Source organism: Mycolicibacterium komossense (assembly GCF_025822605.1).
Classification (GTDB): domain Bacteria; phylum Actinomycetota; class Actinomycetes; order Mycobacteriales; family Mycobacteriaceae; genus Mycobacterium; species Mycobacterium komossense.
Genome location: NZ_JACKTY010000052.1, coordinates 22,342 through 36,065 on the forward strand (window position 1 = coordinate 22,342; position 13,724 = coordinate 36,065).

The 13,724-nt window shown below is 66.0% G+C and carries 12 protein-coding genes; 6 read left to right on the forward strand and 6 right to left on the reverse strand.

The annotated features are described in order from the left end of the window. Nucleotide 1: 1 nt before the first annotated feature. On the reverse strand, nucleotides 2-1,060 hold the full coding sequence (locus H7J73_RS32900) for a thiolase family protein (RefSeq protein WP_264072048.1): 1,059 nt from the start codon (nucleotides 1,058-1,060) through the stop codon (nucleotides 2-4). A 9-nt stretch (nucleotides 1,061-1,069) separates the two neighbouring features. Further along, on the reverse strand, nucleotides 1,070-2,065 hold the full coding sequence (locus H7J73_RS32905) for a Zn-ribbon domain-containing OB-fold protein (protein ID WP_264072049.1): 996 nt from the start codon (nucleotides 2,063-2,065) through the stop codon (nucleotides 1,070-1,072). A gap of 64 nt (nucleotides 2,066-2,129) precedes the next feature. On the opposite strand from H7J73_RS32905, the gene H7J73_RS32910 reads away from it, so the two are divergent. The 3 genes from H7J73_RS32910 to H7J73_RS32920 are packed head-to-tail and all read left to right on the forward strand — an operon-like array spanning nucleotide 2,130 to nucleotide 5,167. Next, nucleotides 2,130-3,161, forward strand: coding sequence for an LLM class F420-dependent oxidoreductase (locus tag H7J73_RS32910; RefSeq protein WP_264072050.1), 1,032 nt, complete (start codon nucleotides 2,130-2,132; stop codon nucleotides 3,159-3,161). A gap of 43 nt (nucleotides 3,162-3,204) precedes the next feature. Continuing rightward, entirely contained in the window at nucleotides 3,205-3,942 is a 738-nt protein-coding gene (locus tag H7J73_RS32915; RefSeq protein WP_264072051.1) for an acetoacetate decarboxylase family protein, read from the forward strand. A 1-nt stretch (nucleotide 3,943) separates the two neighbouring features. Beyond that, on the forward strand, nucleotides 3,944-5,167 hold the full coding sequence (locus H7J73_RS32920) for a cytochrome P450 (protein ID WP_264072052.1): 1,224 nt from the start codon (nucleotides 3,944-3,946) through the stop codon (nucleotides 5,165-5,167). Between the two features lie 14 nt (nucleotides 5,168-5,181). Here H7J73_RS32920 and H7J73_RS32925 read toward each other — a convergent pair whose 3' ends face one another. Together H7J73_RS32925 and H7J73_RS32930 are read right to left on the reverse strand one after the other, a co-directional pair. Next, nucleotides 5,182-6,090 (reverse strand): type IV toxin-antitoxin system AbiEi family antitoxin, encoded by a 909-nt coding sequence (locus H7J73_RS32925; RefSeq protein WP_264072053.1) that lies wholly within the window; start codon nucleotides 6,088-6,090, stop codon nucleotides 5,182-5,184. Between the two features lie 121 nt (nucleotides 6,091-6,211). Beyond that, nucleotides 6,212-7,012 carry a crotonase/enoyl-CoA hydratase family protein gene (locus H7J73_RS32930; protein ID WP_264072054.1) on the reverse strand — a complete coding sequence of 267 codons (801 nt, stop codon included), beginning with the start codon at nucleotides 7,010-7,012 and terminating at the stop codon, nucleotides 6,212-6,214. A 69-nt stretch (nucleotides 7,013-7,081) separates the two neighbouring features. Between H7J73_RS32930 and H7J73_RS32935 the strand changes: the two genes are divergently transcribed. Further along, entirely contained in the window at nucleotides 7,082-8,734 is a 1,653-nt protein-coding gene (locus H7J73_RS32935; protein ID WP_264072055.1) for a medium/long-chain-fatty-acid--CoA/3-oxocholest-4-en-26-oate--CoA ligase, read from the forward strand. Further along, nucleotides 8,731-9,855: an NAD(P)H-dependent flavin oxidoreductase gene (locus tag H7J73_RS32940; RefSeq protein ID WP_264072056.1), complete on the forward strand. Its 1,125-nt coding sequence runs from the start codon at nucleotides 8,731-8,733 to the stop codon at nucleotides 9,853-9,855. Before H7J73_RS32935 ends, H7J73_RS32940 begins: the two co-directional genes overlap by 4 nt. Here the strand turns inward: H7J73_RS32940 and H7J73_RS32945 are convergent. Next, on the reverse strand, nucleotides 9,852-10,898 hold the full coding sequence (locus tag H7J73_RS32945) for a tetratricopeptide repeat protein (RefSeq protein WP_264072057.1): 1,047 nt from the start codon (nucleotides 10,896-10,898) through the stop codon (nucleotides 9,852-9,854). The two genes, H7J73_RS32940 and H7J73_RS32945, sit on opposite strands and share 4 nt — an antisense overlap. Next, on the reverse strand, nucleotides 10,895-12,106 hold the full coding sequence (locus tag H7J73_RS32950; RefSeq protein ID WP_264072058.1) for an ATP-binding protein: 1,212 nt from the start codon (nucleotides 12,104-12,106) through the stop codon (nucleotides 10,895-10,897). Before H7J73_RS32950 ends, H7J73_RS32945 begins: the two co-directional genes overlap by 4 nt. A gap of 42 nt (nucleotides 12,107-12,148) precedes the next feature. On the opposite strand from H7J73_RS32950, the gene H7J73_RS32955 reads away from it, so the two are divergent. After that, complete coding sequence (locus tag H7J73_RS32955) at nucleotides 12,149-13,708, forward strand: acetolactate synthase large subunit (protein WP_264072059.1); 1,560 nt, start codon at nucleotides 12,149-12,151, stop codon at nucleotides 13,706-13,708. Nucleotides 13,709-13,724: the final 16 nt, after the last annotated feature.

Genomic DNA, 13,724 nt, shown 5'->3' on the forward strand with positions numbered 1-13,724 from the left:
ACTATTTCCCGCCTTCCATGACCGCGACCAGATTCTGCTGCAGCGCAGGACCGCTGGTGGCGTGGGCCAGAACCCGCTGCGCGGAGCCGTTGAAGATGTGTTGTGCCGCAAAGCCGATGCGTTCCAGCCCGGCGACGAACATCGGGTTGGCCGCGAGTGCGCCGCCGGATTGGTTAACCTTCGTCGACCCGCCCAGCCCGATCGCCTCGGTGAGGATCAACTGCTGGTGGGTGAACGGAGCGTGCAGCTCGGCGATATCGATGGAGCCGGCGTCGCCACCGGTCGCGGCCGCCGCCGAGGCCGCCGTCGACGGCGATCCGGTCAGATCCCTGGCGCCGAGGATCGGGGTTTCGATTCGATGCTCGATCCCGGTGATCCACGCCGGGTTCTCCCGCAGCTCGCGGGCCTTGTCGCCGGAGGCCAGTACGATCGCGGCCGCGCCGTCGGTGATGGGCGCGATGTCGTGGCGGCGCAGCGGGTCGGCGAAGAACGGCCGATCGAGCAGCTCGTCAATCGATTTCGCCGATTTCTCGCTGTCCACCCGGTCGGAGTAGCCGAAGGAATCCAGTGCGACCTGAGCCATCTGCTCGGCGGTCCACTTGCCCGAGTCCAGGCCGAACCGGGCCTGCAGACCGGCCATCGACACCGAGTCGGGCCATAGCGGCGCAACGGTGTACGGGTCGGTCTGCAGGGTCAGCACCCGGCGCAGGATGCCCGCACTGGATTTGCCGAACCCGTAGACCAGGGCGGTCTCCACCTGGCCGGTCAGCAGTTTGATGTACGCCTCGTAGAGCGCCCAAGCGGCGTCCATCTCGACGTGGGACTCGTTGATCGGCGGCACCGCACCAATCGAGTCGATCGCCGAAATGAACGAGAAAGCCCGGCCGGCAAGGTAATCCGACGATCCGGAGCACCAGAATCCGATATCTGTCTGCTTGATTCCCAGTTCGGCATACAGCTCGGCGAAGCACGGCATCAGCATCTCGACGCCGTTGGTGGTGCCTTCGGTACGGCGGACGTGTGGGGCGTGCGCAAACCCCACCACAGCTACATCGGTCATCGGTCGCCTTTACAGGTGGTGCTTGTAGGAGTCGTACTCGGCGTCGGGCTCACCCGAAGGCCGGAAATGGTCGATGTTGTCGATCCCAAGACCCCACTCCTCCTTGGGTTTCCACACCGCCTCTACCCGCATGCCCATCCGGACGTCGGCGGCTTCGATCTCGGTGACCAGGTGCAGGAAGGCGATATCCGCGCCGTCGAGCAGGATGTACGCCGCCACATAAGGCGGTTTGATGCGCTGCCCGGCGAACGGGATGTTGATGACGGCGAACGTGGTGACCGTGCCCTTGTCCGGCAGTTCGACGTAGTTGTCGAGTTCCTTGCCGGTCGCCGGGTCGGCCTCCTTGGGCGGGAAGTACACCTTTCCGTTCTCTCCGGAACGGGCGCCGAGCAGTTTGCCCTGCTCCAGCGCGCGCAGGAACGTGCTCTCGGGAAGTGAAGCGGTGTGCTGGATCTCGATCCAGGTCGGCACCACCAGCATGGTGACGGGGTCGCGCTCGTCCGGCGCGGCGTCCGGCACTTCCTCTGGGTCCGCACCCAACTCGAAGTAGGCGATGTCCGTGATCGATCCGGTCGGCTCGTCCACCCAGTGCGCGTGCACCCGGGTGCCGGTGCTGATGGCGTCCGACGACTCGGCGCTGACAGCGTGCAGCAACGAGGTGTCGGCCCCGTCGAGTTTGATCAGCGCCCACGCGAACGGGCGGTCCAGAGGCTGGCCCTCTACCGGCGTCGACTGCCAGGTCCACGACTCGATCGTGCCGACACTGCTCACCGGTACGATCTCCGTCAACTGCTCGTAGGTGACGGGGTCGTACTCGGCCGGCGGCACGAATACCCGGCCGTCCGATCCGCGGACTCCGACGATGCGGCGTTCGCGAAGGGCGGTGAAGAACGCGCTAAGCGTCGTACCGACCGAACGGGTGTAGTCGAATGAAAGTTTCAGCGGTGCGGAAAGCGGCGGCTCATGCTGATTCATCAGCGCCGGGCTGCTCTGGCTGGCGGTCACAGCATCGAGTAGAACAGGTTCTAGTAATCGGGGTCAAGGAAGGCTCCCAGAAAGGAAAGCTCGGATGAAACTGGGACTCCAGCTCGGATATTGGGGCGCGCAACCGCCGACCAATCACGCGCAGCTCGTTTCCGCGGCGGAAGCGGCGGATTTCGACATCCTGTTCACCGCCGAGGCGTGGGGCTCGGACGCCTACACGCCGTTGGCGTGGTGGGGGTCGGCGACGCAGCGGATGCGGCTCGGCACGTCGGTGGTGCAGCTGTCGGCGCGTACCCCGACCGCCTGCGCGATGGCGGCGCTGACCCTGGATCACCTCTCCGGCGGCCGGCACGTTCTGGGGCTCGGAGTGTCCGGCCCCCAGGTGGTGGAGGGCTGGTACGGGCAGAAGTTCCCCAAGCCGTTGGCCCGCACCCGTGAGTACATCGACATCATCCGCCAGGTCTGGGCGCGTGAGGCGCCGGTGACCAGTCCGGGACCGCACTACCCACTGCCGTTGACCGGTGAGGGCACGTCTGGCCTCGGCAAGGCGCTGAAGCCGATCGTGCACCCGCTACGTGCGGATATTCCGATCATGCTGGGCGCCGAGGGCCCCAAGAACGTCGCGATGTGCGCCGAGATCTGCGACGGCTGGCTGCCGATCTTCTACAGCCCGCGACTGGCGCCGATGTACAACGAATGGCTCGACGAAGGCTTCGCCCGGCCCGGGGCGCGGCGCAGCCGCGAGGACTTCGAGATCTGCGCCACCGCACAGGTCGTCGTCACCGACGACCGCTCCTCGGTACTGGAGATGATCAAGCCGCACCTCGCCCTCTACATGGGCGGGATGGGCGCCGAGGACACCAACTTCCACGCCGACGTCTATCGCCGGATGGGCTACTCCGACGTCGTCGACGAGGTGACGGCGCTCTTCCGCAGTGACCGCAAAGATGATGCAGCCAAGGTCATTCCCGACGAGCTGGTGGACGACGCGGCGATCGTCGGCGACCTCGACTACGTGCGCAAGCAGATCGTCGAATGGGAAGCCGCGGGCGTCACCACGATGGTGGTGGGTGCGCGCACCGTAGAGCAGATCCAGGAGTTGTCCACCCTGGTGTAGACACTTATTGCAAGTTGTCTAGAACACGTTCTAGATTATTCGGATGACCGATACCGAACCCGTCTCCCAACACACCATTGCCGGGACGGTGCTCACCATGCCGGTCCGGATCCGCAAGGCCGACACCCACGTCGCGATGTTCTCCGTCGCGGCCGACGCCGCTCAGCGGATGATCGATTACAGCGGCCTGCGGGTCTTCGAGTACCGGCCCGGTCGCGCGGTGACGATGCTGATGCTGGTCCGCTACATCGACGGCGACCTGGGCAGGTATCACGAGTTCGGTACCGCGGTGATGGTGCGGCCGCCCGGATCGGGCGCGCGGGGGATCAAGGGCCTCGGCTCGGCGGCGGCATTCATCCACCATCTGCCGGTCAACCAGAGCTTCACGCTTGAGGCTGGGCGGACCATCTGGGGTTTCCCGAAGATCATGGCCGACTTCACGGTGCGCGAGACGCCGAAGTTCGACTTCGACGTCAGCGAGGGCGGCAAGCTGATCGCGGGCATCGAGTACAGCCGCGGCGTGCCCATCCCGTCCGCGCTGACCGCTAAGCCGCAGGTACTCAAGACCTACAGTCACACCGGCGGCGTGACTCGCGAAATCGCTTGGGAGATGCGAAATTCCGGCCTGAGCGCCCGCGTCGGCGGCGCTCGGCTCCGGCTCGGCGACCACCCCTACGCCGAGGAGCTCAGGTCCCTCGGTTTACCGAAACGGGCATTTGCCAGCCAGTCCTCTGCCAATGTCGAGATGACTTTTGGCGACGCGCACGAGATCACGGAGTGACATGACATCCACCATTGCTGACGCTGTCTCAGGGACTGGCCTTGACGTAGACCTGACCGACGGCAACTTCTACGCCGACGGCAACGCGCGCGCGGCCTACCGGTGGATGCGGGCGAACCAGCCGGTGTTTCGCGATCGCAACGGGTTGGCGGCCGCGGCGAGTTATCAGGCGGTGCTCGACGCCGAACGCAATCCCGAACTGTTCTCGTCGACCGGTGGCATCCGGCCGGACACCCCGGGGATGCCGTACATGATCGATATGGACGATCCGGCACATGTGTTGCGGCGCAAGATGGTCAACGCCGGATTCACCCGCAAACGGGTGATGGACAAAGTCCCCTCGATCGGTGTCCTCTGTGACACCCTGATCGATTCGGTCTGCGAGCGCGGTGAGTGCGATTTCGTCCGCGATATCGCCGCCCCGCTGCCGATGGCGGTGATCGGCGACATGCTCGGTGTACTGCCCGAGGAACGCGGCACGCTGCTCAAGTGGTCCGACGACCTGGTGTCCGGGCTCAGCTCCAATATCGACGAAGCGACGATACAAGCGACGATGGAGGCGTTCGGCGCCTACAACGCGTACACGATGGAGATGATCGCCAAGCGGCGCGCCGAACCGACCGAAGACCTGTTCAGCATCCTGGTCAACGCCGAGGTCGACGGACAGCGGATGGCCGACGACGAGATCGTCATGGAGACGCTGCTGATCCTGATCGGCGGCGACGAGACCACCCGGCACACGTTGTCCGGCGGCACCGAACAGCTGCTCCGGCACCGGGATCAGTGGGAGCGACTGGTGGCCGATACTGATCTGCTGCCCGCCGCGATAGAGGAGATGCTGCGCTGGACGTCGCCGGTGAAGAACATGTGCCGGACGCTGACCGCCGACACCGCGTTCCACGGCACCGATCTGCGCGAGGGCGAGAAGATCATGCTGATGTTCGAGTCGGCGAACTTCGACGAGTCAGTCTTCGGTGATCCGGAGAATTTCCGTATTGACCGGAATCCGAACAGCCACGTGGCATTTGGGTTCGGCGCGCACTTCTGCCTCGGTAATCAGCTGGCCCGCCTCGAGCTGTCGATGATGACGAAGCGGGTGTTGCAGCGGCTGCCGGATCTGCGCCTGGCCGACGGCGCTGCGATACCGTTGCGGCCGGCCAACTTCGTCAGCGGCCCCGAGGCGATGCCGGTGGTGTTCACCCCGACGGCCCGGGTGCTCGACTAGATCGAATCGACCAGTCACGTTCGTGAATCCTTGGCGGCTTTGAGGCCCCGATTCCGCCCAGGATTCACAAACGCGGGAACCGCAGCGCCTCGCTGAGCCCAGGCCGCGGCGATCCGACGCCGGATCGTCTCAGGTGTGTCCTCGGCGGTCACCCGGATGACGATCCAGCCGAGTTCCTTCAGTAGTTCGGTCCGTCTGATGTCTGCCGCCAATCTGCGACGGTCTGTCCAATGATGATCACCGTCGTACTCGACCGCGAGCTTCAGCACGGACCAGCCCATGTCGGCCCGCGCGACGGTCTGCCCGAATTCGTCGGTCACTGGGATCTGGGTCTGCGGCCGCGGGTATCCGGCACGAACGATCAACAGCCGCAGCCATGTCTCGCGCGGTGATTCCGCGCCAGGATCGACGAGATCCAGCACTACCCGGGCGTTGCGAATTCCCTTGTCGCCCCTGCGTCGTTCCGTCAGTAGCTCGACATCGGCGACCTTGGTCCGAGTGGCATTCAGCAACGCGTCGATCTCAGCGACCGCCGAGTCGAGCGGGTTGCGTCGGGCAAGGTCAAGTGCGGTTCGGGCTGGGGTGGTCACCCTTATCCCACCAATGGTCACGATCTCGTCTGCATCGATAGCGTCGGCCCAGGTCCGAACTCCCCTCGGCGGACGTCGGTTGGGGTAGAGCATCTCGGCGGGGGCCCGGCCGTCGCACCACTTGGCGCCATGCAGGGCGGCAGCTGATCGTCCCGCGATGACGCCACGGCGTTTGGACCATAACCAGGCTGCTTGTGCTCGTTCGCGAGCCGTGATCCGGGTTCCCGTCACGACGTAGACACCTGGATAGATGGCGTCGAACCGTCTGCGCAGTGCGTGGCGGGTGAGCAGGCCGGAGTCGAGTGCTTCGCGTCCGATGAACGGCGTTTCCATGGTCGGAGTCTGCCGATGCGCACCGACAGTGCCGCTTGTGTGAATCGTGGGTGGGAAAGCGGGCCGAAAACCGACCACATTTCACAAATGCCGAACTGAGACCAGGAGTCAGGGCAGAGCCCTACTTCATCGTGAAGTTGGGTGCGCGCTTCTCCTTGAAGGCCAGCGGGCCCTCCTTGGCATCATCGGACAGGAAGACCTCGATACCGATCTTCGTGTCGATTTTGAAGGCGTCGTTCTCGTGCATGCCCTCGGTCTCGTGGATCGAGCGCAGGATGGCCTGCACAGCCAACGGGCCGTTCTTGCAGATCACTTCGGCGATCTCCAGTGCCTTCTCCAGCGCGCCGCCATCGGGCACCACGTAGCCGATCAGCCCGTAGTCCAGTGCTTCGGCGGCGGTGATGTGTCGCCCGGTGAGCAGGAGATCGCAGGCGATCGTATACGGAATCTGGCGCACCAGCCGGACCGCCGAGCCGCCCATCGGGTAGAGGCTCCACTTGGCTTCGGAGATACCGAACTTGGCGCTTTCGCCGGCGATCCGGATATCGGTGCCCTGCAGGATCTCGGTGCCGCCGGCGATGGCCGGGCCCTCGACCGCGGCGATCAGGGGCTTGGTGAGTCGCCGGCCCTTCAGCAGGCCGTCGATCCGCGTCGGGTCGTAGTTTCCGCTCTTGAATGAATCACCTGGAGGCGCCTTGGTGGCCGCCTTGAGGTCCATCCCAGCGCAGAAGTAGCCCCCCGCACCGGTGAGGATGCAGCACCGGATCTCGGGATCGTTGTCCACGCGGTCCCACGCGTCGACCATTATCGAGAGCATCTCAGTGGAAAGTGCGTTACGAGATTCCGGCCGATTCAGCGTCACGATCAAAATGTGTCCGCGCTGCTCAACGAGGGCGTCGGGTCCTTTTTCCGGCTCACTCACAGGTATCTGCCTTCCAGCATCGTCGCCACAGACTTGTCTCGAAATGTAACACGTTCTAGTTTAGGTCCCGTGGCCCTGAATATCGCCGATCTTGCCGAGCACGCCATTGACGCCGTGCCAGACCGTGTTGCGCTCATTTCGGGCGATCAACAGATCACCTACGCCGAGCTGGAGGAGAAGGCGAACCGCTTCGCCCACTATCTCATCGACAACGGCGTCAAGAAGGACGACAAGGTCGGACTGTACTGCCGCAACCGCATCGAGATCGTCATCGCGATGCTCGGCACGGTCAAGGCCGGCGCCATCCTGGTGAACGTCAACTTCCGCTACGTCGAGGGCGAACTCAAGTACCTCTTCGAAAACTCGGACATGGTCGCCTTGGTGCATGAGCGGCGCTATGCCGACCGGGTGGCCAACGTGCTGCCCGAAACCCCGAACGTCAAGACGATCCTGGTGGTCGAGGACGGTTCCGAGGACGACTACCAGCGCTACGGCGGCGTCGAGTTCTACTCCGCCCTTGAGCAGGGTTCACCTGAGCGTGACTTCGGCCCGCGCAGCGAGGATGACATCTACCTGCTCTATACCGGCGGCACCACCGGATTCCCCAAGGGGGTCATGTGGCGTCATGAGGATATCTATCGAGTGTTGTTCGGCGGCACCGACTTTGCCACCGGGGAGCCGATCGCCGACGAGTTCGATCTGTCCAAGCAGGCCGCGGCCAACGCCCCGATGATCCGGCTGCCGATCCCGCCGATGATCCACGGTGCGACGCAGTCGGCGACCTGGATGTCGCTGTTCTCGGGCCAAACGGTGGTGCTGGCACCGGAGTTCAACGCCGACGAGGTCTGGCGAATGATCCACGAGCACAAGGTGAACCTGCTGTTCTTCACCGGCGATGCGATGGCCCGACCGCTGCTGGATGCACTGCTGGCCCACCAGGACGCCGGTAACGAATACGACCTGAGCTCGCTGTTTCTCTTGGCCAGTACAGCCGCGCTGTTCTCCACCAGCATCAAGGAGAAGTTCCTCGAGCTGCTACCCAACCGCATCATCACCGATTCGATCGGCTCCTCGGAGACCGGCTTCGGCGGTACCAGTGTCGTGGCCAAGGGGCAGTCGCACACCGGCGGTCCGCGCGTCACCATCGACAAGAACACCGCGGTCCTCGACGAGGACGGCAATCCGGTGCAGCCGGGATCCGGGGTGCGCGGGGTGATCGCCAAGCGCGGCCACATCCCAGTCGGCTACTTCAAGGACGAGAAGAAGACCGCCGAGACGTTCAAGACGTTCCATGGTGTCCGCTATGCCATTCCCGGCGATTTCGCCGAGGTCGAAGCCGACGGCACCGTCACGATGCTGGGCCGCGGGTCGGTGTCCATCAACTCTGGCGGCGAAAAGATCTACCCCGAAGAGGTCGAGGCCGCCCTCAAGGGTCACCCCGACGTGTTCGACGCCCTCGTGGTCGGGGTGCCGGATCCGCGCTTCGGCCAGCACGTCGCGGCGGTGGTGCACCCTCGCGAAGGAGCCAAGCCGACATTGGCTGAGCTCGATGCGTTCGTGCGCAACGAGATAGCCGGCTACAAGGTGCCGCGCAGTCTGTGGTTGGTCGAGGAGATCAAGCGCTCGCCCGCGGGGAAGCCCGACTATCGGTGGGCCAAAGACACCACCGAAGAGCGGCCCGCCGATGACGTGCACGCCAAACACGCTGGGGCACAGGCATGAAGACCGAACTCTGCGAGCGGTTCGGAATCGAATACCCGATCTTCGTATTCACTCCGTCGGAGAAGGTGGCCGCCGCGGTCAGTCGCGCCGGCGGCCTGGGAATGCTTGGCTGTGTGCGATTCAACGACGCCGATGACCTGGAAAGCGTCCTGCAGTGGATGGACGAGAACACCGACGGTAAGCCGTACGGCGTCGATATCGTCATGCCCGCCAAGGTCCCGACCGAGGGCACCAGCGTCGACATCAACAAGCTGATCCCGCAGTCGCACCGCGATTTCGTCGACAAGACGCTCGCCGACCTGGGTGTGCCGCCGCTGCCGGTGGACGAGGCGAAATCCGAAGGGGTGCTCGGCTGGCTGCACTCCGTCGCGCGCAGCCATGTCGAGGTGGCGCTCAAGCATCCGATCAAGCTGATCGCCAACGCGCTCGGGTCGCCGCCGAAGGACGTCATCGACCGGGTACACGAAGCCGGTGTGCCGATCGCTGCGCTGGCCGGTTCGGCCACACATGCCCGACGACATGTCGACAACGGCGTTGACATCGTCGTCGCCCAAGGCCACGAGGCCGGCGGGCACACCGGAGAGATCGGATCGATGGTCCTGTGGCCGGAGGTCTGCGATGAGCTGCGCGCCTCGGGCGCGGCAGTACTTGCTGCCGGCGGGATCGGGACCGGTAGACAGGTGGCCGCGGCACTGGCGCTCGGCGCGCAGGGTGTGTGGATGGGCTCTGCCTTCCTGACCGCCGCCGAGTACGACCTCGGGGTCCGGTTGGAGTCCGGCCGGTCGGTGATCCAGGAGGCGATGCTCGCCGCGACGTCGAGCGACACCGTGCGTCGCCGCATCTACACCGGTAAACCGGCGCGGCTGCTCAAGAGTCGCTGGACCGAAGCCTGGGACGCCGAGGGCGCCCCGGAACCACTGCCGATGCCGTTGCAGAACATCCTGGTCAGCGAGGCTCACCAGCGCATGAGTGAATCATCGGATCCGACGACGGTCGCGATGCCGGTCGGTCAGATCGTCGGCCGGATGAACGAGATCCGCCCGGTCGCCGACATCATCGCCGAACTGGTCTCGGGTTTCGACGAGGCGACGAAGCGGTTGGACGGCATCCGCGAGGGCTAGGAGCGCTTGGAGCGTCGGGCGCGCACAGCCAGCAGAACTCGCGAGCCGATCAGCGCCACTGCGCCGATGATTGCCGGCGGCCATCGCCAGGCCGACGGCAGCACGCACATCAGTGCCAGCGCGATCATGCCGAGGGCGAGCAGCCCGATGCTCGCCGTCATCATCCGGTCGCGGTGCGGCAGTAGTCGCAGGTACGGTCCGAGCCGCCCGCGCAGTGCCGGCACCAGGCCGCGCAGCTGCCAGAGCACCAGCCCGATCAATACCGCAAGAGTGGCGAGTCCAGCCCAGACCGCGCCGATTCCTTTGAGCTGCAACGCGATCCGGCCCAGGGTGATCAGCAGGATCCACACCCAGAAGAACAGCCGCGCCACGGCCGAGGTCAACGCGATATCGATGTTGTGCGCAGCCACATCGAGCCGGACGTCGCTGGCGGCGGCCTGGGCGAAATGATCAGCCGCGCCGAAGTGGTCTTTGCGGAGCAGCTGTAGCCGGCCGAGGTCGTTACGGGCCACGGTGTGGTTCGGGTCGAGCCGCAGCGCCTCCCGCAGCGCCAGCTCGGCGGTTTTCTGATCGCCGGATTCCAGGGCCACGCGACCCAGGATTGCGTGGGGATCGGGCTCCAGCGGTGCCCGCTCGATCGCGTTGCGTGCGGCGGCATACGCCACCGACGTCATCCCGAACATGGAGCTGCAGACATGCGCCAACGCATGATGGGTCTGCCAGAGGTCGGGCGCATTCGCGACGGCCGTCCGTGCGGCGTCGTACGCCTCCTGGGGCCGCTTCATCCTCACCAGTGACAGGGCCAGCAGGCGCATCGGCCACTCCGAGGTCGGGGCCGCGACGGCTGCGCGAGCGGCGAAGTCCCTGGCGCGTTCCGGTTCGGCGAGCCCCAGTTCGGCTCGTGCCGCCAGACATAGCGCGGTCACGTTGTCGGGTTCTTGCGCCAGCGTCGCCGACAGGGCTCGCAACGCCTCCTGTGGACGGTTGATCTCCAACAGCTGCTCGGCCTGCCGCACCGCGGCGGCCGAGTGGTCGGGATTCACAGCCGTTTGGCCTTCTTCAAATAGGTGCGCAGTTCGGTGTAGGTGCCGTCTTCGTCGGCGAAGAGCACGACATTGCGGGCCGTCTCCAGCCACGCCCCGATCGACGGGCGCACCTCGCGCAGCGCGGCCTCGATATCGGCCATCCCGATCATCCGGGCCTGCCCGCTGCGGGCGCTGTCCATCAGCGCCAGCTCCGATGCGGACTCGCAGACATGGGCGATATCCGCGCCGGAGAACCCCTCGGTGGCCTTGGCCAGCCGGCGCAGGTCGATGCCCTCGACCGGCCGGTGCCGCAGGTGGTAGCGGAACACCGCCTCGCGCGCCTCGGCGTCGGGCGGTAGGACCAGCAGCGTGCGGTCGAGTCGTCCCGGACGGCGCAACGCAGGGTCGACATCCCACGGCTGGTTCGTCGCGGCGAGGACGAAGACGCCCTCGTTCTGGCCCGCCACCCCGTCGAGCTCGGTCAGCAGCTGGACGACGGCACCGCGCATCGAGGCGTTGTGGGTTCCACTGCGCTTCTGGCCCAGTGCGTCGATCTCGTCGAGAAACAGCACACACGGTGCTTCGCGGCGCACCAGCCTGAACAGTTCGGCGATGTTGCGCTCGGAGTTGCCGATGTACATGTCGAGGATGTCGGCCAGACCGACGCTGACGAACCGCGCGCCCAGCTCACCTGCCACGGCCCTGGCGATGAACGTTTTCCCGCAGCCGGGCGGTCCGTAGAGCATCAGGCCGCCGCGCAGGCTCTTGCCGTAGAGCTTGCGCAGTTCGGGATTGCGCATCGGCGCCAGGAACGCCGCCTCCAACCGGTCCTTGACGGCTCGCATGCCACCGACATCGGCGAGGCTGATCCCGGCGCTCTCGACCTCCCACGCCGAGGTCGCCGGTTCGGCTTGCTCGTCGTCACCGGTCACAAACATCGGTTCGGCGATACCGCTGACCTCGTGCTCGGCGGCCGACCAGTTGAACCCGCCCGTCTCCACGGCAGATTCGGCGGGAGTGGACTGCGCCGGGCCCATCGCCCTGGCCATTAGTGCACGTGCGGGCCCCGAAGCCGGATCCTGGGACAGGACGGTGGCGCAGTGGGTGATCGCGTCGTCGACGTTGCCTGCGGTCAGTAACAGCTCGGCCAGGTGCAGCCGCAGCGCGATGTCGTCGGGGGCACCGTCGACAGCTCGACGCAGGCTGTCGATAAGCGGGTCGGTCATCGGTCAAAAATACGTGAATAGTGCGCTCGGTATGTTGAGGCGATGAATGGCGCGCACGCTCTGATCAACACACTTGTGGACGAGGGTGTCGAGGTGTGCTTCGCCAATCCGGGCACCTCCGAGATGCATTTCGTCGCGGCCCTGGACGGAGTTCCGCGGATGCGGGCCGTGCTGGCGCTGTTCGAAGGCGTTGCCACCGGGGCGGCCGACGGATACGCGCGGATGACCGGCGGCCCCGCTGCGGTGCTGCTGCATCTGGGGCCTGGGCTGGGCAACGGTCTGGCGAATCTGCACAACGCGCGCCGCGCCCACGTCCCCATGGTCGTGATCGTCGGCGACCATGCCACGTATCACAAGAAGTACGACGCCCCACTGGAATCCGATATCGACGCGTTGGCGGGCAGCGTCTCGGGCTGGGTCCATCGCGCATCCCGGACCGAGGATGTCGCCGCGTACACCACCGCGGCCATCGCGGCCAGCCGGTCAGGACACATTTCGACGCTCATCCTGCCCGCGGATGTGTCGTGGACCGAAGGTGTTCAGGCCGACGTCCCAGCCATGGCGGTGATCACACCGCCGACTGTCACCGACGAGGAAATGCAGCTCGCCGCCAACGCTTTTCGCTCCGGTGAGCCGACGGTGCTGATGATCGGCGGCGACGCCACCCGCGGCGATGGGCTGGCCGCGGCCGCCCGGATTGCCGCCGCCACCGGGGCCACGCTGCTCTGCGAGACATTCCCGACCCGGTTGGAGCGGGGCGCGGGAGTTCCCGCCGTCGAGCGGCTGGCCTATTTCGCCGAGGCCGCGCAAGCGCAGCTTGCGGGCGCCAGACACTTGATCCTGGTGGGCGCGCCATCGCCGGTGTCGTTCTTCGCCTATCCGGGCAAACCCAGCGATCTGGTCCCGCCGGGGTGTGCGGCACAGGCTGTCGCCGGTCCTTTCGGTGCGACGGACGCGCTCATCGCCCTGGCCGAGGAGCTGGCCCCTGGCACCGGCGCGCCGGTGGCATCGCTGTCGCGCCCGGCCATCCCGAACGGCCCGCTGACGGCCTTTTCGGCTGCCGATGTCATCGGAGCTCTGCTGCCGGAGAACGCGATCATCGTCGACGAGGCGAACACCTCGGGCGCGACGCTGCCTGCCGCGACAGCCGGGGCGCCGGCTCACGATCTGCTGACCCTGACCGGGGGCGCCATCGGTTTCGGTCTGCCGACAGCGGTCGGTGCCGCGGTGGCCGCACCGCAGCGGCCGGTGCTGTGCCTGCAGTCCGACGGGTCGGCGATGTACACGATCTCAGCGTTGTGGACCCAGGCCAGGGAGAACCTCGACATCACCACCGTCATCTACAACAACGGCGCCTACGACGTCCTGCGCATCGAGCTGCAGCGGGTGGGCGCCCAGAGTGCGGATGCGCCGGGGCCCAAGGCTCGCGACCTGCTCGACTTAGGCCGTCCGGCAATCGATTTCAGCAAGATCGCCGAAGGCATGGGAGTGCCCGCCCGGCGGGTCTCCACCGTCGAGGACTTCGCCGCCGCACTGACCGAAGCGTTCGCCGCGTCGGGCCCCCACCTGATCGAGGCCGTCATTCCGTCGCTGCTGGGCTGACCGCGGCGACCCTGTC